This is a genomic window from Streptomyces termitum, from assembly GCF_014650175.1.
GTDB classification, from domain to species: Bacteria; Actinomycetota; Actinomycetes; order Streptomycetales; family Streptomycetaceae; genus Streptomyces; species Streptomyces termitum.
Map to the genome: position 1 here is coordinate 273,104 of NZ_BMUL01000007.1, position 21,076 is coordinate 294,179.

At 69.8% G+C, this 21,076-nt stretch carries 11 protein-coding genes and 1 pseudogene; 5 read left to right on the plus strand and 7 right to left on the minus strand.

Annotated elements, in window-relative coordinates; genetic code table 11:
• Position 1: 1 nt before the first annotated feature.
• On the minus strand, positions 2–1,753 hold the full coding sequence (locus tag IE219_RS16150; RefSeq protein ID WP_189977825.1) for an ABC transporter substrate-binding protein: 1,752 nt from the start codon (positions 1,751–1,753) through the stop codon (positions 2–4).
• A gap of 167 nt (positions 1,754–1,920) precedes the next feature.
• The gene (locus IE219_RS16155; RefSeq protein ID WP_189977827.1) at positions 1,921–2,193 is read right to left on the minus strand and encodes an EF-hand domain-containing protein; all 273 of its coding nucleotides are present in this window, start codon (positions 2,191–2,193) and stop codon (positions 1,921–1,923) included.
• 658 nt (positions 2,194–2,851) lie between these two features.
• Between IE219_RS16155 and IE219_RS16160 the strand changes: the two genes are divergently transcribed.
• On the plus strand, positions 2,852–6,571 hold the full coding sequence (locus tag IE219_RS16160; RefSeq protein WP_229849785.1) for a LamG domain-containing protein: 3,720 nt from the start codon (positions 2,852–2,854) through the stop codon (positions 6,569–6,571).
• A 142-nt stretch (positions 6,572–6,713) separates the two neighbouring features.
• Positions 6,714–13,319, plus strand: a complete 6,606-nt coding sequence (locus IE219_RS32285) for an RHS repeat domain-containing protein (RefSeq protein ID WP_189977830.1) — start codon at positions 6,714–6,716, stop codon at positions 13,317–13,319.
• 413 nt (positions 13,320–13,732) lie between these two features.
• Here IE219_RS32285 and IE219_RS16170 read toward each other — a convergent pair whose 3' ends face one another.
• Entirely contained in the window at positions 13,733–14,500 is a 768-nt protein-coding gene (locus IE219_RS16170; RefSeq protein WP_189977832.1) for a transposase, read from the minus strand.
• A 781-nt stretch (positions 14,501–15,281) separates the two neighbouring features.
• Between IE219_RS16170 and IE219_RS16175 the strand changes: the two are divergent.
• Together IE219_RS16175 and IE219_RS16180 are read left to right on the plus strand one after the other, a co-directional pair.
• Positions 15,282–15,688, plus strand: a pseudogene (locus tag IE219_RS16175) (transposase family protein); the annotation flags it as partial.
• 69 nt (positions 15,689–15,757) lie between these two features.
• Positions 15,758–16,399, plus strand: coding sequence for a transcriptional regulator (locus tag IE219_RS16180; RefSeq protein WP_189977834.1), 642 nt, complete (start codon positions 15,758–15,760; stop codon positions 16,397–16,399).
• 16 nt (positions 16,400–16,415) lie between these two features.
• On the opposite strand, the gene IE219_RS16185 is transcribed toward IE219_RS16180, so the two are convergent.
• A complete protein-coding gene (locus tag IE219_RS16185; protein ID WP_189977836.1) occupies positions 16,416–17,216 on the minus strand; it encodes a DUF817 domain-containing protein in 801 nt (266 codons plus the stop codon).
• A gap of 52 nt (positions 17,217–17,268) precedes the next feature.
• A complete protein-coding gene (locus IE219_RS16190; RefSeq protein WP_189977839.1) occupies positions 17,269–18,000 on the minus strand; it encodes a DUF2470 domain-containing protein in 732 nt (243 codons plus the stop codon).
• Between the two features lie 220 nt (positions 18,001–18,220).
• Here IE219_RS16190 and IE219_RS16195 point away from each other — a divergent pair, with 220 nt between their 5' ends.
• A complete protein-coding gene (locus IE219_RS16195) occupies positions 18,221–20,032 on the plus strand; it encodes a BCCT family transporter (protein ID WP_189977840.1) in 1,812 nt (603 codons plus the stop codon).
• A 9-nt stretch (positions 20,033–20,041) separates the two neighbouring features.
• Here the strand turns inward: IE219_RS16195 and IE219_RS16200 are convergent, their stop codons facing one another.
• Together IE219_RS16200 and IE219_RS16205 are read right to left on the minus strand one after the other, a co-directional pair.
• Entirely contained in the window at positions 20,042–20,242 is a 201-nt protein-coding gene (locus tag IE219_RS16200) for a hypothetical protein (RefSeq protein ID WP_189977841.1), read from the minus strand.
• A gap of 19 nt (positions 20,243–20,261) precedes the next feature.
• Positions 20,262–20,999 (minus strand): class I SAM-dependent methyltransferase, encoded by a 738-nt coding sequence (locus IE219_RS16205; RefSeq protein WP_189977842.1) that lies wholly within the window; start codon positions 20,997–20,999, stop codon positions 20,262–20,264.
• Positions 21,000–21,076 lie beyond the last annotated feature (77 nt).

A 21,076-nucleotide genomic window follows, 5' to 3' on the forward strand; every position in this document is an offset into this window, starting at 1 on the left:
GTCAGTTCGCGCCCTTGGACGGGTCCTTGAGGCCGACGGTCGCGTAGTCGATCTGGCCGCCGTAGGAGGTGTGGCCGAAGGCTCCGGCGATGTTGGTGCCGATGAGGAGCGGCTTGCGCTCGACGGAGGCGGGGGCGACCGGGGCCTTGGCGAGGATCTGCCCGTCGAGCTCCTGCCACGCCTTGTTGGCGGCGGCGCCGTCGGACATGGCGGCGATCTCGTCCATGCGCTTCATGGTGGCGTCGTCGCGGAAGAGCGAGTGGTTGCCGGAGTTGCCCTTCTCCTTGATGTAGCGGCCGTCGAAGACGAAGGGCAGGAAGGTGGAGCCCGAGGGGTAGTCGGGGCACCAGCCGGTGTAGACGAGGTCGGTGCGGTTCCTGGTGTCGCCGATGGTGTCGTAGAAGGCGGACGGGTCGACGGTCTCGATCGTCACCTTGATGCCCACCCGGCCCAGGGACTGCTGGACGGCCTCGGCGATGCCCTTGTCGTTGGTGGAGACGGTGATGCTGGTGGCGAAGCCGTCGGGCTTCCCGGCCTCCTTGAGCAGCTGCTTGGCCTTCTCGACGTCGCCGGAGAGCGGGATGCCGAGGGTGTCGGGCTGCTTGCCGCCCTCGAAGAGGGAGCCGGGCATGGCGGCGGTGGCGGGGTCGTTGAGGGCGGGGCCGCCGTTGGCGGTGATGACGGCCTCGCGGTCGAGGGCGTACTGCACGGCCTTGCGGACCTTCGGGTCGTCGAAGGGGGCGCGGCCGGTGTGCATCTGGACCATCTCGGTGCAGCTGCTGGACTCGGCGAGCAGCCGGGCCCTCACCTCGGGCTTGGTCAGCACCTTCGGGGTGGACTCGGGGCGCAGGGCGGCCCAGGCGACGGAGGAGGCGTCGGTGCCGGCGGAGGAGATGAGCCGGTCGTCGATCTGGTTGCCCTTGAGGCCCATGGTGACGACGATCCGGTCCGGGTAGGCCTTGCGGACGGTGTCGGTGGCCGGGTTCCAGTGGGGGTTGCGGACCAGGACCATCCGCTTGTCCCGGGCGTACGACTCGATCTTGTACGGCCCCGAGGAGAACGGCCGGTTGTCGTACTGCGGGCCCTTGTCCTGGGCGGCGGGCACCGGGGCGAAGGTCGGCAGGGTGGCGGCGAAGGGGAACTCGGCGAAGGGCTTGCGGAGTTCGAAGACGATCGTGCGGGCGTCGGGCGTCTTCACCGAGGCCAGGTGCTTGCCCTGGGCGGGGCCCTGGTAGCCGTCGGCGCCCGCGAGGTAGCGGGCGGCGTAGTCGGGGCCGCCGGGCAGGTCGGGGGAGAAGGACCGCTCGACGTTGTGCTTGACGTCCTGGGAGGTGACGGGGGTGCCGTCCTCGTACTTGAGGCCCTCCTTGAGGCGGAAGGTCCAGGTCTTCGCCCCGTTCGACGGGGTGCCGAGGTCCTCGGCGAGGTCGGGCACCAGCTCGCTGCCGCCGGCGCCGGGGGCGGCCTTGTAGGTGACGAGGGTGCGGTAGAGCAGCCGGGTGCCGAAGTCCATGTCGGGCATCACCCAGTTGCGCGCCGGGTCGAGGTGGGTGAAGTCCTGGTTGGACAGGACGGTGAGGGTGCCGCCCTTCTGCGGGGTCCCGCCGAGGACCGCGCCGGTGTTGGCGGCGGCCGGGTTCTTCCGCTCCGGGCCGCCCTTGGCGGGGGACCCGCCGGAGCAGCCGGCCAGGCCGAGACCGAGGCCGAGGGTCGACACCAGGGCGATCGCCAGGGTGCGGGTGCGCTTGTTCATGGGGTCACTCCGAGAGGGCGGGAGAGCGTTCGGCCAGCCGGAACGGCCGGAAGGTGACCCGTAACATAGTAATGTGAAATTGCACTGACAAGGCATCGGCTCCCGCCGAACCCGTCCGTTATGCATCCGTGTCCGACGGGAGTACGAAAAAGCCCCCGCGTCCCGGTTCAGGTCCGGGACGCGGGGGACCCCCAGCCGAAGCGCCGGTCCACGACGGCGGCGAACTCCTCGAAGCTGAGCACCCGGTCGCCGTTCTGGTCCGCCGCGTCGAACAGCGCGGCCGACGCCTCGTCGCCGCCGACGCCCCAGAACGGCAGCACGCCGCGCGCCGCCAGCGTCGGCCCCTTCTCCCGGAGCGCCCGGATCACCTCCGCACGGGTCAGCGAACCGTCCTGGTCGAGGTCGAGCGCGTCGAAGAGGACGCGGGCCTTCTCACTCATCTCGTGTCCTGTCCGGTGGGCCGACGGGCGGGGCACCGCGAGGTCCGCAGCGCCGTGCGGTCTCCTGCGGCGTCCTGTGAGGAGGGACGCCGGTCCCGCCGCGCGGGTTGCCCGTGGGGCTCCACGCTCTCCCCCGCATCAAGGACTGCAGGATCGCCGACAGCACGGCAACAACCTCCACCGTGCGGCCCGGGCCGTCACCCGCATGCGCAACCCCGTCAAGGCGACGTGTCCGGACGACCTTCGGAGCCGACCCTGCTCTACCCGAACGTGACCTTTCGCAACACGCTTAGGGGTTGGCCGTTTTTGCCGGGTGAAAGGGCGAGGAACGCTTTGCGGGGCTCGTGATGGGTGTTGGCCTGCGGTTGGATCTCGGTGCGTATCGCTGTCGGAGTCTCGCCGGTTCGGCAGTCCCGGGGGTCGGGCCGCCTACTGGTGAGCGGCCTGGGACTTCTCGACCGGACGGGAGTCTGTCCTTCCTCCACTCCGGTGGAATAAGTATGTCAAGTCCACCTTGACTCTTCACTTCTTGTGCACATGTCATATGCCAAGCATGGCCGGAAGATGTGCCGTGTGGAGTGATCAGGGTGGGGAATTGAGCAAGAGGCCCGGGCGTACCCAACACGCCCTTGGAAGAAGAAGACGTCCGCTTGCCCTGGTGGCAGCGGTGACGCTCCTGGCGGGAGTCCTCCCCGGCCTGTTGGCCGGTCCGGCTTCCGCGCAGGAGTCGTTCCCGGCCACCGAGGCGGAGCGGGCCCTGCGACAGGCCGCCGACAGCGGTGCCCGGGTGGAGGTCGTGGGGGAACGGACGGAGCGTGAGACCGTCTTCGCGAACCCCGACGGAGCGTCCTTCACACTGGAGAAGTCGATCATCCCTGTCCGGGTGCACACCTCGGACGGATGGGCGGCGCCGGACGCGACGCTCGTCCGGCGGGCCGACGGTTCCATCGGACCCAAAGCCGCCGCAGTTGGTATGTCCTTCTCCGCTGGAGGGACCGGAGCAGACCTGGTGACGATCGGCCAGGAGGGCCGTTCGGTGTCGATGGGCTGGCCCGGCCGACTGCCGCAACCGCGTCTCGACGGCGAGCGAGCCATCTACGACGATGTTCTCCCAGGGGTGAACCTGATCCTGACCGCGACCGTCGAGGGCTTCCGCCAGGTCCTAGAGGTGGAGAGTGCCCAGGCCGCAGCACTGCCCGAGCTGAAGGCCATCAAGTACGGCCTCGCTTCCGATGGGCTCCGGCTGCGGGAAGGCGCCGTTGGCAGTGTCGAGGCCCTGGACGGCAACGGACAGGTGGTCTTCCGCTCGCCTACCGCCCGGATGTGGAACTCGGCCGGCGACACTGGAGTGGCGTCCGCAGATGGAAGGCAGACCCGCAGTGCGGGTATACAGCCATCGGTTGCTCAGGCTCCCACCAGCCAGGATCCTGCCGTCGAGCTGGTCGCGCCTTCGCAGGAAGGCGATCCACTGGCGGGTCCCGGAGCCGGGGATGTCTCCGCCGTCATGAAGGTGGACCTGACGCCGGACGCGCTGACCGTACGGCCCGATGCCGAACTCGTCACGTCCACCCGAGCCGACCAGTACCCCCTCTACATCGATCCGTCGGTCGAGATGAATGAGTCGGAGCGGACCGTCCTGTCCTCCGACGGAGACGTCTTCTACAACTTCTCCGGCGGCACCAACGGCATGAGCGTCGGCAAGTGCGGCAGCGCGGTGATCGGCGGCATTTCGTACTACTGCGGCAACGGCTACGTGAACCGCATGTACTTCGAGTTCACGCCGGACAAGCTCCGAGGCAAGCACGTCCTGGACGCGACCTTCGCGGTGACCGAGACCTGGTCGTTCTCCTGCAACGCCCGGTGGGTCGACCTGAAGCGCACCAACCCGATCTCCGCAGCCACAAAGTGGCCGGGCCCGGCCGTCCTGGACCACATGGGCGACCGCTACGTTTCGGCAGGACGGGGAACGGCGTGCTCTCCGGCACAGCCGCGCGCCCCCATTGAGTTCCACGACAACCCGGCCGAGGCGGACGAGAATCTGACGCCGACCGTCCGTGCCTTCGCGGACGGCAAAATGAGCCTCCTGACGCTGCGCCTCTCGGCGCAGAACGAGACCGACACGGATGCCTGGAAGCGTTTCGACGACGATGCGGTCATCCGGGTGACGTACGTCGGCAAGCCCGCGGTCCCGGCCGAGCACGGCATCGTCTCCAGTTCCGCCCCGATCTGCAGCAGGAACGAATCCGCGCCGACCACCGTCTCCACCCCCAAACCGGTTCTCGCGGCCCGGCCCCGCCTGGTGCCCGGCGGAGAGGCGGGCGCGATGCTGCGCCTGTACTTCGACGTCGACGGCAAGAACGCGGATGGCACCTGGTTCGACGCGCCCGAGCCGACGACCGGCTCGCTGGCACCGTCCACGGGGCACGTCGCCTACTCGTCGGCCCAGAAGGACTTTGTCAGCCAGCCCATCGAGTGGAACGTCCCGCTCAAGGAGGGCACGCTCTACCGCTTCACGGTCAACACGCAGTCCTACCCGAACACGTCGTACACGCAGCCGCTGAGCAGCGGTGGAGCCTCCTGGTGCTACTTCAAGGTGGACGCCACCGCGCCGAAGCCCCCCGTGGTGAAGTTCAACACCGTGTACACGGAGTGCGTCGCGGGCGGCTCCTGCGTCCCCGGCGGAAGGCCCGGTCAGACCGGTTCGTTCACCTTCAACCCCTTCCCCGGTGACACGAACACCCACTACCAGTACCGGCTCTCCACGGACACCGTCTGGAGCGGCTGGAAGGCCGCCACCGCCGGCTCGTACACGGCGGCCGTCACCCCGACGGTGTCCGGCTCCTTCGTGCTCAACGTCCAGGCCAAGGACGTCCTCGGACGAGTGGGCGAGACCGCGGTGAAGTTCCTGGTGAAGGAGGGCGAGGGAGCGGTCGGCCGGTGGGACTTCAACGAGGCGTCCGGCGTGGCGCTGGACCGCTCCACCAGTGATCCCGCGCTGCGGAACGACCTGACCCTCACCCCCACGGGCGCGACCCGCACCGACCACGGACGCCGCGGCGAACTGACGGCCGCGGACGGGACGACGTCGCAGGACAAGGCCCTGGCCCTGACGAACACCGCACAGGGAGGGGCGTCGGCAGCCAAGCAGGTCGTCGAGACCCAGGCCTCCTACAGCGTGGCGGCATGGGCCCGCATCGACACCGTCGGCTCGCTCAACGCCTCGGTCGTCAGTCAGGACGGCGCACGGCTCGGAGCCTTCTACCTGAGCTACTGCCAGGACGTGCGCACCTGGTGCGCGAGGCTGCCGGAACGGGACGCCGACGGCGCCTACCTGTCCGGCCAGCGGGTCAACGCGGTCAACCCGGCCCAGCCCAAGGCATGGACCCACCTCGGCCTCGTGGTGGACACCCCTGCCCGGAAGCTCTCCTTCTACGTCAACGGTGTCCTGCAGGGCACGGACGACTTCACCACCGGCGTATGGGCCTCCACCGGAGGTATCCAGGTGGGCCGGGCCAAGTACAACGGCCTGTACGTCGACCACTTCTACGGCGAGATCGACGAAGCGGCCGTCTGGCAGCGCGCCCTGTCCTCCGAGGAGATGGCGAAGGAAGCCGCGCCGAGGAACGAGGAGGGCGACTCGGCGTACGTCGAGCTGGTCGCCCAGTACGACCCGAGCGGTGCTTCCGGGACGTCCCTGGCGGACAGCAGCGGTTACGGCAACACGCTGACCATGACCTCGGCCGCTTCCCTCGACGGCGAGTCGATCGTCCTGGACGGGGTCGACGACCGTGCCTCCACCGCTCTCGCCCCGCTCGACGACACCGGAGGCTTCACCGTCTCCACCGCCGTCAACGTGGACGGCAAGAAGCTGAAGACCGCTCCGAACGGCACCCGCCTGCAGGTCCTCGGCCAGCAGACGGCCACCGGTTCCTCCTGGGGCATCTGGTTCGAGAAGACCGGCACGGCCGAGGTCCCGGTCGAGCCCGAGACCCCCTCGGACGGCTCTGAGTCCGGGGAAGAGACGAGCCTCCCGCCCGAGTACGAGCAGGTGCCCGTGGGCCGGTGGCACTTCGGCAGGATCGCAGCGGACGGCTCCCGCACCACCGTTCAGAGCGACGAACTGCTCACCCTGGCCGGAGAGGTCCGCTTGACCGGGGTGTTCGACGCCCGGACACGGACCATCACCCTCTACTCCGGAACCGCCCTGCAGGACGTGCCGACGGCCTACACCGCCACGGTCGCCTCCCACTTCACCGTCGGCGCGGATCGCACTGGAAACACCTACGGCGGCTACCTGCCCGGCACCGTCAGCGACATCCGCCTCTGGGCGGGCGCGATCACTAGCGAACGGCAGCTGGAGACCGTCGTCGGCTCCTAGGCCGGCATTCGGAACCGGCAGCACCCGGGGCGGCGAGTGAACGGCTCGCCGCCCCCGGCCCTCCATCCCGAACATCCCGCCCCGGCTCCGACCGGGGCGGACCCGACTTCCCTCCGAACATCCGTCAAGGAGTCGCTTCCCCATGTCCAGACGTCCCCGCCCGAGCAGGGAAAGAGGAAGAGGCAGGGGCGCCGTCGTCGGCGCCCTGGCACTCGTCCTCTCCCTGCCCAGCCCCCTGATCCCCCTGGCCCAGGCCGCCGACCTCCCCGGGCACCCCGAGGTGCCGAAGTCCACCCCGGCGAAGGTGCACGCGGTCAAGGGCCCCGGCGCGCTCAAGGAACGCGCCAAGGTCAGCTCCGACGCGACCTTCAACCGCGCCCTGGCCGCCCAGGCAGCACGCGAGATCTCCCGCAGCGCCTGGCCGAAGGCGCACACCCTCACCGGCCGGATCGCGGACACGGCCGACGCCTCCGCGCTGGTGGACGTACGGGGAGCGGCGGGCGCGGGAGCGGCCCGCCTCGTGCAGCAGCCCGCTTCGGGCACGTCCACGGTGAAGGTGCTCGACCAGAAGGCCGCGCGTGCCGCAGGCATCACCGGCGTGCTGTTCACCGTGGCCGCGCAGCGGCCCGGCGCGGCCCGGGTCGAGGTCGACTACAGCGGCTTCGGCTCCTCGGTCGGCGGAGCCTGGGCCACCCGCCTGGGACTGGTCTCCCTCCCCGCCTGCGCGCTGACCACCCCGGACGAGCCGGAGTGCCGCGAGGGCGACCCGATCCCCGCCACGAACGACGTCCAGGACCAGAAGGTCACCGCAGACCTCAGCCGTGTCGGCACCGCGCCCCGCGTGCTGGCCCTCACCGCCACCTCCACCACGGGTTCAAGCGCCGGAGCGGGCGACTACAGCGCCACTCCGCTGTCCTCGTCCTCCTCCTGGGAGGCGGGCGGCTCGTCCGGATCGTTCACCTGGTCCTACCCGGTCACCGTCCCGCCGGCCGCCGCAGGCCCGGTGCCCTCCCTCTCCCTGTCGTACGACTCCGGCAGCGTCGACGGCCGCACGGCCAACACCAACAACCAGAGCTCCCTGGTCGGCGAGGGCTTCGACCTGACCTCCTCGTACATCGAGCGCAAGTACGGCCCGTGCGACGACGACGGCCAGGCCGGCAAGTACGACCAGTGCTGGAAGTACGACAACGCCTCCCTGGTCCTGAACGGCAAGGCCACCGAACTCGTCAAGGACGACACCACCAAGAAGTGGCGTCTGAAGGACGACGACGCCTCCCAGGTCTTCCACGCCACCGGCGCCGCCAACGGCGACGAGGGCGACGCCGGCACCGACGGCGCGGGCGAGTACTGGAAGGTCGTCACCGGCGACGGCACCACCTACACCTTCGGCCTGAACAAGCTCCCCGGCGCGGGCACCGAGCGCACCGAATCGGTCTGGACCGTCCCGGTCTTCGGCGACGACTCCGGCGAGCCCGGGTACTCCTCCGGCACCTCCTTCTCCGGCCGGGCCAAAAAGCAGGCGTGGCGCTGGAACCTCGACCTCGTCGAGGACGTCCACGGCAACGCCTCCACCTACTGGTACACGGCCGACACCAACCACTACGCGAAGAACGGCGACAAGACCGCCCTCGCCGCCTACACGCGCGGCGGCCGCCTGGACGAGATCCGCTACGGCCAGCGCTCCGACAAGCTGTTCACCGCCGACGCCTCCGGCAAGGTCACCTTCACCTACAAGGACCGCTGCAAGGACCTCGGCGGCGGCTGCGGCACGATCACCCAGGACACCGCCAAGAACTGGCCCGACGTCCCCTTCGACGCCCTCTGCGCCGCCGGGAAGACCGACTGCAAGGCCACCGGGCCGGCGTTCTTCACCCAGAAGATCCTGTCGTCCGTCGACACCCACGTCTGGTCCACCGCCGCCGAGCCCGACGCCTACACCCCGGTCGACAGCTACACCCTGACCCAGGACGTCTTCGACGGGCAGGACATCGGCAACAGCTCCGACCAGGTCTGGACGCTGACGGGACTGAAGCGGACCGGCAGGAACGGCACCGCGATCACCCTGCCCACCGTCGGCTTCACCTACCAGCAGCGCGCCAACCGCGTCGACGTGCCCGGCGACGACATCGTGCCGCTGACCCGCCCCCGGATATCGACCATCACCTCCGAGACCGGAGCCGTCACCAGCGTCGCCCTCTCCGAGCCCGAGTGCGTCCGCGGCACGAAGATGCCGACGGCCGAGGACGACAACAACCTGGCCTGCTACCCGGTCTACTGGCCGGTCAACGGCGGCGACCCGCAGCTCGACTGGTTCCACAAGTACCGCGTGATCGCCGTCAACACCGCCGACCCGGCCGGTCGCAACCTCACCGTCCAGAACACCTACAGCTACGAGCAGCCCGCCTGGCACTACAACGACGACCCGTTCGTCAAGGAGAGCCAGCGCACCTGGTCCTCCTGGCGCGGCTACCAGAAGGTCACGGTCCTCACCGGAGCCCCGGGCAACACCCGCTCCAAGACCGTCAGCCTCTACATGCAGGGCATGCACGGGGACCGCCTGAAGGCCAAGGACGCCAACGGCAAGCCCCTCACCCGCAGCGTCACCGTCGCCGGCATCGACCTCGACAACGTCCCCGGAAGCACGGGCGACGAACTGGAGATGTCCGACAGCCTCGACCAGGAACCGTACGCGGGACGCCTGCGCCAGCAGACCACCTACGACGGCAACCTCGCCGTCAGCAACAAGTTCTACAGCATCTGGTACAAGCGGACCGCCAGCCAGCAGAAGTCCTACGCCAACACCACCGCGTACATGACCCGCACCTCGCGGGAGTACACCCACACCTACCTGACGGCCTCCCGCAAATGGCGCACCACCCTCGTCGGCCACACCTTCGACGACTACGGCATGGCCACCCAGACGGAGAACTACGGGGACCGGGCGGTCACCGGTGACGAGACCTGCACCCGTACCTGGTACGCCCGCAACGACGCCAAGGGCCTGACCGGCCTGGTCTCCCGCGTCCGCACGGTCGGACAGGCCTGCGCCACCACCGACGACCAGCTCAAGATGCCCACAGGCCCGAACCACAAGTACACCAGCGCCGAAGCGCCCGACCAGCGCGGCGACGTCCTGTCCGACGCCGCCATCGTCTACGACGACACCGCCGCGACGGCCTGGACCGCCGCGCAGACCCCGACCCTGGGCCTGCCCACCTGGTCCGGCCGCGCCACCGGCTACCCGGCGCCCGCCGCCGGCAGCACCGCCGACCGCACCCCCACCGGCTGGCAGACCCTGGGCAGGACCACCTACGACACCGCGACCGCGAAACTCGGCCGCCCCCTGGCCGTCACCGACGGCACGGGCAACACCACGACCACGGCCTACTACCCGGCCGCCGGCGGACCGGTCACCAGCACGGTCATCACACTGCCCGCCCTCGCCAACGGCCAGGCCCACAAGACCTACACCTACTACGACCCCGCCCGCGGCTCGGTCACCCAGACCCTGGACGCCAACCTCAAGCGCACCGAGAACACCTACGACGCCCTCGGCCGCATCACCGCCACCTGGGCACCCAACCGCATCAAGTCCGGCGGTGACATCGCCACCGCCACCTTCGGCTACGGCATTCACCAGACCGACCGGCCCTCCTGGACCTCGGTCTCCACCCTCAAGGCCGACGGCAAGACCTACACCACCAGCTACAGCCTGGTCGACTCCCTGCTCCGCCCCCTCCAGACCCAGACTCCGGCTCCCAACGGCGGCCGCATCCTCACCGACACCCGCTACAACGACCGCGGCCTCGCCTACGAGACCTACGCCGGGATCTTCGACTCCGCCTCCGCCCCGACCAGCACCTGGACCCGGGCCGAGTACGGCGGCGCTCCCCAGCAGTACAACCTCGAATACGACGGCCTCGGCCGCCAGGTGAAGTCCACCTTCCTGGTCAAGGGCGTCCAGAAGTTCGACCCGGTCGTCACCACCTACACCGGTGACTCCGTCGCCACCACCGCCCAGCAGGGCGGAACCGCGACCCGCACCCTCACCGACGTCCTGGGCCGCACCACGGAGACCCGCACCTACGCCGGCCCCCGGCCCGACGACACCGCCTACGGGGCCACGCTCGGCACCTCCTACACCTCCGTGGCGTACTCCTACTACGACGACGCCAAGCAGAAGCAGATCACCGGCCCCGACAACACCAAGTGGACGTACACCTACGACCTCTACGGCCGGCCGGACGCCACCACCGACCCCGACAAGGGCACCAGCACCACCACCTACGACGAGCTCGACCGGATCAAGACCACCAAGGACGCCGCGCAGAACGTCCTCGCCTACGGCTACGACGTCCTCGGCCGCAAGACGGCCCTGTGGCAGAGCACCCCGGGCGACGCCAACCTCCTCGCGGAGTGGACCTACGACTCGCTCCTCAAGGGCCTGCCCGACACCTCCGTCCGCTACACCGGAGGCAAGAACCAGACCGGCAGCAAGGCGTACACCAAGCAGGTCACGGCCTACGACTCCCTGAGCCGGCCGACCACCACCACGCTCACCCTCCCCGCCGACGACCCCCTGGTCACCTCCGGAGCCGTCACCGCCACCAGCACCGCCAAGGTGCACTACCGCCTCGACGGCACCGTCAGCAGCACCACCGAACCCGCGGGCGGCGGCCTCACAAGCGAGATCGTCGGCACCAACTACAACGGCTATGGCCTCCCCGTCGGCCTGTCCGGTGCATCCGGCTACCTCCTGGGCGCCTCCTACACCGACCTCGGCCAGCTCCAGCAGCTCATCCTCGGCCCGTCGAGCGCCAACGGTGTCAAGACGGTCTCCCTCACCAGCACCTACGAGGAAGGCACCGGCCGCCTCACCGGCACCGACGTCATCGACCAGACCAAGGGCCGCGTCCGCGACGCCACCTACACCTACGACCCCGCCGGCAACGTCACCTCGATCTTCGACCACGCCAACACCGGCAACGGCGCCGACTTCCAGTGCTTCACCTACGACGGCCAGCGCCGCATGACCGAAGCCTGGACCCCCAAGACCGCCGACTGCGCCCTCACCGGCCGCACCGTCGCCAACCTCGGCGGAGCCGCCCCGTACTGGACCGGCTACACCTACACGGCATCGGGCCAGCGGCTCACGGAGAAGCAGAACACCGCCACTCCCACCACCCGCACCTACTGCTACGACACCGCCCGCCCCCACGCGCTGAAGGCCACCACGACCGACGGCAACTGCGCGGACGAGACCGCCCGCTACACCTACGACGCCACCGGCAACACCACCGGCCGCGTCGAGAAGACGGGCAGCACCACCACCCAGTCCCTGACCTGGAACGCCGAAGGCAAGCTCACCAAGCTCACCGAGGCAACCGCCACCACGGACTACCTCTACGACGCCGACGGCCAGCTCCTCATCCGCCGCGCCACCGGCACCACCGGCGAAACCGTCCTCTACCTCGGCGCCACCGAAGTCCACCTCAAGGGCACCAAGAAGTGGGCCAACCGCTACTACACGGCGGCCGGCACCACCCTCGCCCTGCGCACCAACGAAACCGGCACCGAGAAGCTCCACTTCCTCGCCAACGACCACCACGGCACCGGCACCCTCACCATCTCCGGCGACACCGCCCAAACCCTCACCAAGCGCTACACCACCCCCTTCGGCACTTCCCGGGGAACCCCCGTAGGCCCCTGGCCCGACGACAAGACCTTCCTCGGCAAGCCCACCGACACCGAAACCGGCCTCACCCACATCGGGGCCCGCGAATACGACCCCACCATCGGCCAGTTCATTAGCGTCGACACCCTCCTCGAGATTAAAAAACACCAAACCCTCAACGGTTATAGCTATGCAGGCAATAACCCTGTCACTTTCTCCGACCCGACTGGACTCGGAGTGGATGACGGAACAGGCCACACCGAAAGGCCGGAGAAGTCGAGTGGTGAAGGCACAGGTAAGCCACGCGGTGGAAGTCCCGCTGTATGCGTCTCTCTCTGTCAGGGCAGCGGGAGCGCTGACGCCAATGAAACCAGCGGCACCAGCGGATCTGATGACACCAGTAGAGATCGGTCTGGCAGCAGCGGACTGGAGAGTCTCAATGATTCGAAGCCGTCCTGTGGGCTGTATCCGATCATTTCGGGAAAGTGCTCAGCACTCCCCTCCTATTATGGAGACATCAAATACCCCAAGGGTTACAGGACGGACTCAGGATTCCTGGAAATGGTAGACAATCTAGAGCCTTATGACATAGCGGAAATGTGGATGAATGGGCTCGGCCAGTACTTCCCTATTCTCATCTTCGGGCCGAATTCCAAGATGACGCGACTCATCGCTGGAGCGGATCATAATAAGAGTCTAGAGAAGGATATTGCAGAGCTCGCTCGTCAGGGGAAATATGAAGCCGTCGGGCCCAAATCGAAGTGGCACAAGGCGAATCGCCCCGGGAGCTGGAAGGATGCGCTCGGCTTGGTTTCGAGATTCGGAAGTCCAGACTTCGAGACCGTAGTTGGATCATGGGGGGAGAGGTATCAGGTAGCGAAAATCAACCCTACAGCGCGCACAGTTACGGTAAATTTCAAGGCCTCAAACAGTACCGACTGGACATCCTTCTGTCATGACCATATGTGTAGCGGAGGGAATACGGCACGCGGAACAGGGGCAAGCGTGCGCCAGGAATTCTACTGGACGAAGGTGATATCCTTCGATCAATGGTCCAGGAGTCCGTCCTACTAGCCCTCCGTGGCATGCCGAACGAGCATCGATATGGGAGTCTCAAGTGGAATCAGCGGGGCAGCTAGTGACAGCGGTCATCTGCATATCGATCATCGGCGGTACGGTCGTGCTGCTGGCCGTAGGTGTGAGCGCCAACCGCTGGCGCCGGCGTCGGATGAGCGAAATGCAGACAGATTCGGAAGAATGGTGACCCTCTCGGTCGCCAATTAGGTGACCTCCGGGTCGGCGTGAGGAATCGCGCCGACCCGGTTCTTCATATCCGCACGAGGCGTAGAGGAACGGGCCTTGCGGTGGCCGTCCGCAGTGCCTCCGCTGACGGATTGAGTGATCTTGGTGACCGTCTACTAAGGGCTGTCCCGTAAATGATCTCTGGGTCGGCTTGAACGTGGCTGTTCGCTGTGTGGCTTGACCGCCTATCCGGCGAGGGCAAGGTTGTGCATGCGGGCGATGCCGAGCATGGCGTGGTGGACGCCGTCGCCTTTGAGACGGCAGTCGCGGAGGATCTTCCACGTCTTCATTCGGGCGAGGACGTGCTCGACACGTGCCCGGACCTGCTTGTGGGACTTGTTGTGCGCCTGCTTCCAGTCGGGCAGGTCTTCGCCTTTGCGCCGGCGGTGGGGCATGACGAGTCCGGTGCCCGGGTAGCCGCCGTCGGCGATCGTGAGGGTCTTGCCGACGGCGGCTTTGGCGCCGGATTCCTCCCATGCCTTGCAGTCGTTGCGGTTCCCGGCGAGCGGCCGGCCGACCACGACAACCAGGCGGGTGTCGGCGTCGATGACGATCTGATGGTTGGTGGAGTACCGGTAGTTCTTCGACTGCGCGGCGATGGTGTGGTCGCGGGTGGGGACCAAGGTGCCGTCCACGATGAGCACGGTGTCCTTGGCGAACCGCTTGCGGTGCTGGAGCGCGAGCATGGGCCCGCGATGGTCAATGATCCGGTCCGCTGCCGACTTCGACACCCCGAAGAGCGGAGCGAGCTGTCGCATGGTCAGGTTCGTGCGCCAGTAAGCCGCGACGAGCAGTGCTCGGCCCTCCAGGGGAAGGCTCCATGGCCGACCCTTTCGGACCTCGTCCGCACCCTCACGTCGCAGCGCGGTCACCAGCTTGCCGAACTGCCGCGGGCTCAGCCCGGTGAACGGGGCTATCCAGGACGGCTCCGACGCCGTGATCACACCAGCCACAACGTGATCATTGCACTGAGCGAAGGTCTCAACCGTCGGATGAGGTTGCGCTACCTCCCACGGGGTGTATGCAGGCGCTGGTACCACCACACATCACCGTTCCAGGGCCGTCGATCGGCAAAGGGGTCAGGCAGAGTGCGCTTGAGGAACACCCGGTCCAGGGCCACTATTCGGTGCCTCAGCTCAGCGCGAGCCCGAGGTGGTAGGTGCGCAAGGACCGCTTCGAGGAGATCTCGGGCATGCCTGACATCGTCGAGGGCGTGGCCTCGGCAGCCACACTCTTCGTCCTGCGGGTAGAGGGGGCGACGTCCTGGAGGCCCCAGGAACGCTTCATACCGTCGCAGTGCCAGGTCGATGGCACCCGGGTAGAGGAAGCTGGAGCCGAGCTCTTCGACGCGGTGGATTGCAATGCTGGTGCGGGCAGAGAGCCCGTGGATCCGTTCCAGTGGCGGCTTGTCCCACCTACGCGGCCGCCCAAGGTGTTGGGTGCGAAGCGCACCTGGCCGTCTACGCGGCATAGGCCTTTCGGTATGCAGTCATGAGCAGCATTCTGCCAGCAGCCGCCAAGCTGGCCGAAGCAGGGCGCCGCGGCCAGGAGCAACGGGACAGCTCTTAGCCGGAGTCGAGTGGGACGTCGGCGGCGAGCCGGTTGATCGGCAGCAGAGTGCCGCCCGTAGTCGCCTGCCGTATGCGCTCGAAGTCGCTGGATAACCCGACAGACAGCCGCGGGAGAGGAGCCGAGCCCGGTGAGAGTTGCGGCGTCACGAGTTTTGGGCGGTAGGCCTCGTCCCGCAACTACCGTTTCTCGGCGAACGTGCAGGTCATCATCGATGCCGACACCCGTCTGGTCATCGCGGCGGCCCGGCCGGCGCCGGGCGACAAGGGCGACGCCCACGTGTGGCGGGAGTCGGGTCTGCCGGCCAGGACGGCGGGGTGACGGTGATCGCGGACGGCGCCTGCCTCGGCACCGGCCTGATCGTCCCGCACCGCAAGAGAGCTGGCCGCCCTCTCCTGCGCGGGCAGGAGGAGGACAACGCCGAGCACCGACGGGTCAGGGCTCGTGTCGAGCACACCTTCGCCCGGATGAAGAACTGGAAGATCCTCCGCGACTGCCGCCAGAAAGGAGACGGCCTCCACCATGCCGTCCAGGCCGTCGCCACCCTGCACAACCTCGCCATGACCGGCTGAACCAGCAGCTCAGACGCCGCCTCAGCCTGCCCAAGCCAAACCTTCTGCAACACCCTTTAGGCTCTTGCCATGGCCGACACCTCCGCCCCCGCGCTCCTGGTCCTGCACGCCGTACGGCTGCGGGGCATGACCACCGGTGCGGAGGCCGCCGCGCGCTTCGGGCTCGACGCCGACGCCGTCGGCGAACTGCTCCTCGACCTGGAGGCGTACGGGCGGGTCTCCCGGGCCTCCTTCGCGGGGACGTCCGGCTGGACCCTCACCGACGCCGGGCGGGCCGAGGGCGAGCGGCTGCTCGCCGAGGAGCTGGCCGCGACCGGTCACGGACCCTTCGTGCGCGAGCGGTACGCGACCTTCCTCGCGCACAACGACCGCTGCCTGACCGCCTGCACGGACTGGCAGCTGCGGCCCGACGGCGCCGGCCGGCTCGCGGTCAACACCCACGGCGACCCCGTCTGGGACGGCCGGGTTCTCGACGAGCTGACCGTCCTCGGCGGCGTCCTGGACACCCTCTCGGCCGAACTCGGCCTCCGCCTCCCGCGCCTCGGCGGCTACGGCGCCCGCTTCACCGCCGCCCTCGCCCGGGTCCGGCGCGGCGAGCTCTCCTGGGTGGACCGCCCGCGCGCCGACTCCTGCCACACCGTCTGGATGGAGCTGCACGAGGACCTCCTCGCCACCCTCGGCCTGCGCCGGGGCGAGGAGCCGGGCGTCTGAGGGGCGCCCCGCCCGCTCAGGCGCCGACCGGTCCGGGGTCCGCCGCCTCCGGACGGCCCCCGGTTCCGGCACGGGCGGCGGCCACGGTGAAGGTGACCGTGACGAGCAGCGCCCACGCGGCGAACTTGGTGAGGGAGACCGGCTGCCAGCCGTCGAGCTGGTGCGGATAGCTCCAGGCGCCGACGTAGGTGGCGGCGTTCTCGGCGACCCACAGGAAGAAGCCGATGAGGACGAAGGAGAGCGCGAGCGGCATCCGGAGGTCGTCCGGGCCGACCCGGAAGCGGACCCGGGTGCCGGCGGTGGCGAGGAGCAGCAGCCCGGCGAGCGCCCAGCGGGCGTCGGGCAGCCAGTGGTGGCTGAGGAAGTTGAGGTAGACCGCCCCGGCCAGGAACGCCATGACGCGGGGCCGGTATCCGGTCAGGCGCAGGTCGAGGAGGCGCCAGGAGCGGCAGACGTAGCTGCCGAGCGCCGCGTACAGGAAGCCGCTGTAGAGCGGGACCCCGGCGACCTTGGCGACGGCGTCCTCCGGGTAGGACCAGGAGCCCAGCTGGACCTTGGCCAGTTCGAAGAGGAGGCCGATCAGGTGGCAGGCGGCGATGACCGCGACGTCCCGGCGGCTCTCCCAGCCGAGCACCCGGGCCAGGACGGTGAGCGCGATGCCGTAGCCGAGGAGCAGGTCGTAGCGGGCGACGGGGAGTTCGGGCAGCAGGGATGAGACCGCGATGCCGCCGACGAGGGCGACGGCGAAGGCGCAGCAGCGTGCCTGGATGAGGGCGAAGCGCAGCAGCGAGCGGAAACCGTGGGTGAGCAGGTCCATGGGGAAGGGGACGCCCTCGCCCGTGTGTGCGGTTTCCGGACCGCCGGGCAGGTCAGTGGTGGTGCGAGCAGCGCGGGGCGGTGAGCAGTCGGCGGACCATGTCACCGGCCTCGGAGGCGTCCCGGGCCGTGCCGGGGAAGAGGAGGCGCAGGTCGCAGTGGCCCTCGCCGTACTCGCAGCGCAGTGAGACGGCGTGCCGGTCGAGGGCGAGCGGCAGTGCGCGGACGACCCCGTGCGGGAGTCGCGAACCGGCCAGGACGACGAGGTCGGCGACGAGGTCGGGGTGGACGTCGGCGAGGTGGGTGAGGAGTCCGGCCTCCTCCAGGGCGAGCGGGTCGGGGGCGGCGAGGGCGTACGCCCGGGGGTCGACCTCCTCGGTCCCGGTGCCGGTGCGGAGGGTGATCCGGGTGAGGTCGAGGCGGAGCGAGCCGAGGTCGCCGGCGGCGGGGGCGAGCCGCCCGGTGAGGGAGACCCGGGCGCGGACGCGGTCGCGCAGGGCGGTGGGGGCGATGTCGGTGAGGTCGACGCGGGCGTCGAGTCCGCCGCGCGGGGCGTCGGCGAAGCGGTCGGCGAGCGGGCTGTCGGCGGGCGGGTGGAGGGTGAGGCGGCCGCGCGCGCCGACGGTGTGGCCGCCGAGCAGGTCGTAGCTCTCCTCCGGGCCGGGGGCGCCGCCGGGGGTCTGCCCGCCGAGGGTGAGGGAGAGGGAGAGGGCGCGGGCCAGGACGGAGCGGACCTGCTCGGCGGCGGTCTGCTGGGGCAGGGCGGGGGAGGGGGCTGCGCGCACGGGACACTCCTCAATCTTGTTAGGTAAGGCTTACCTAATCACTTATGGGGTGGCGGTGTCCAGAACCCCCGCCGGTCGGTGCCTTGTTCGAGAGGGGGGCCGGGATCGGGAACGGGGCCGGGCGGGTGGCCTGTTGGTCCACCGGCCGTGCCTCCGTCTGTGGTACTGCCTTGTCAGGAGATGGGAAGTTCATCCCGTTTCGCTGGCGAAAGGGTCGTACATGGTGAAGGTCGAACGGGACCCGGACGACGAGAGGGGCGGCGGCCCGGGCGGGGCCGGGGACGGGACGGGCGGGGCGGAGGAGGGCCGGGGCGTCCGGCGGGTGACGGCGACCCTGCCCGACCGGGCGGGCCGCCATCCGGCCCGTACCGACCCGGTCGTCTTCGGGGTCACCGCCGTCCTCACCCTCGCCTTCGTCGTCTGGGGCGCCACCGCCACCGACAGCCTGGAGTCCGTCTCCAGCAGCCTCCTCGACGGGCTGATCCGGGACGGCGGCTGGGCCTTCATGCTGGCCGCCTCCGGCTTCGTGGTCTTCGCGCTCTGGCTGGCCGTCAGCCGGTACGGCCGGATCACCCTCGGCCAGGAGGGCGAGTGCCCGGAGTTCCGCACGGTCTCCTGGATCGCGATGATGTTCAGCGCGGGCATGGGCATCGGCCTGATGTTCTACGGGGTGAGCGAACCGCTCGCCCATTACGACACCCCGCCGCCCGGCACCCATCCGGCCGACCCGGCGGAGCGGATGCAGACCGCGATGGCGACGACGCTGTTCCACTGGACGCTCCACCCGTGGGCGATCTACGCGGTGGTCGGCCTGGCCATCGCGTACTCCACCTTCCGGCGCCGCCGCCGGCAGACCATCAGCGCCGTCTTCGTCCCGCTGATGGGGGAGCGGCGGGCGCTCGGCGGACCGGGCCGGGTCATCGACATCCTCGCCATCTTCGCCACCCTCTTCGGCTCGGCGGCCTCCCTCGGCCTCGGCGCGCTCCAGATCGGCAGCGGCGTGGAGGAGCTGGGCTGGATGGCGCAGGCCGGCACCGGCCTGCTGGTCGCGGTCATCGCCGTGCTCACCGTGTGCTTCGTGCTCTCCGCCGTCTCGGGCGTGGAGAAGGGCATCCAGTGGCTCTCCAACATCAACATGGTGCTCGCGCTGCTGCTGGCCGTCTTCGTCTTCGTCGCCGGGCCCACCATCATCGTGCTCGACCTGCTGCCGACCTCGCTGGCCGCCTACATCGGCGACCTGCCGCAGCTCGCCGGGCGCACCGAGGCCACCAGCGGGAAGGACATCCACGACTGGCTGGGCAGCTGGACCGTCTTCTACTGGGCGTGGTGGATCTCCTGGACGCCCTTCGTCGGCATGTTCATCGCCCGGATCAGCCGGGGCCGGACGATCCGCCAGTTCATCGGCGGGGTGATCCTGGTGCCGAGCACGGTCAGCCTGATCTGGTTCGCGATCTTCGGCGGCACCGCGATGCGCCTCGACGAGCAGGGGCTGCTGGCCGGGAAGACGACCCCGGAGGGCCAGCTCTTCGGGCTGCTCCAGGAGTTCCCGCTGACCGGCGCCATGAGCCTGCTGGTGATGGTCCTCGTCGGGATCTTCTTCGTCTCCGGCGCGGACGCGGCCTCCATCGTCATGGGCACGCTGTCCCAGCGCGGCGCGATGGAGCCGACCCGGCCGGTGGTGATCTTCTGGGGCGTGGTCACCGGCGCCGTCGCCGCGATCATGCTGCTGATCGGCGACGGCCAGGGCGACGCGCTGGCGGGCCTGCAGAACCTGACGATCCTGGTCGCCGCCCCGTTCGTCCTCGTCATGGTCGGCATGTGCGTGGCCCTCATGCGGGACCTGCGGCAGGACCCGCTGATCGTGCGCGGCGAGGTCGGCGAGGAGGTCGTCGAGCACGCGGTGATCGCCGGGCACGAGAAGTACGACGGCGACTTCGAGCTGCGCATCGGCCCCGGCTCGCCGGGCGCACCGGGCGGCGCCCCGCTGGACGGCGTCCCCGGCCCGCCGGAGAAGGGCCCCGGGGAGGGCTGAGGCGCGGCGTCAGTCGCCGTCGGGGCCGTCCGCTCCCGAGGAGGAGTTCCGCCCGGAATTCCGCGGGAGGCGGCGGACGCCCTCGCCCGCGAGGAGGGTCGCCCGGGCCGCGCCGCGCACCCAGCGCGGTCCGCCCCGGGAGGCCCACACGACGCACACGCAGCCGCCGACGGCGAGGACGAGCACGCCCACCAGCAGGATCAGCACCATCTCGGGTCCCCCTCGGACATCACCGGCCGCGCGTCGGCCGGGCGTCCATTCTCTCAGGCGCGGGCCCGTCTCCCGGCGGAGGGCGGCGCCAGACCAGGGTGTAGCGCCAGAACAGGCGCCGTCGCAGCCGCGCGCCCGGAAGGACGCGGCCGGCCTCCCGGGCGATCTCGGCGAAGGGCGTGTCCGCCGGGCGGGTGGGCGCCGTCATGGCGGCGGGCCGCCGCGCGGGGCGCCCGCCGTTCCGTATCAGCGCCATGGCCGCGTTGGCCGGGACGGCGGCGGCGCCGAGCAGGTGCTCCACCGCCGTCCGGGGGCGGTACAGGCCCACGACCACCAGTGTCCCGCCCGGCGCCAGCGCGCGGCGGCAGCGGACCAGCGTCGCGGTCAACGGCAGGTGGTGCAGCGCGGCGACGCAGGTGACGACGTCGTACGGACCGGTGGGGAATCCGGCCGCCGCGTCCGCGACGGTGAAGACCACGGGAAGCTCCGGAGGCGTCAGCTCCCGGGCCCGCTCCGTGATCGCCGGATCGCGGTCCACGGCGTGTACGGCCCCGGCCCGACCGGCCGGCAGCCGCGCCAGGTCGCCGCTGCCGGAGCCGAGGTCCAGGGCGCGGGGGACGCGCGCGGGCAACTGCCGCAGGATCCAGGGGTGGTAGTGGGCGTTGTGGTCCCAGGGGAAGGCCGCGTGGAAGCGGTCGAGGGCGCTCGGACGCCTTGCCCGGATCGGGCCGGGCGCGCGGGGCGGCGGGATCTCCATCGCCCCAGTCCACCAGGCGTCTGGGGGTGTACGCACCCTGCCGCGGGAGTGCGGGAGTGCGGGAGTGCGGGAGTGCG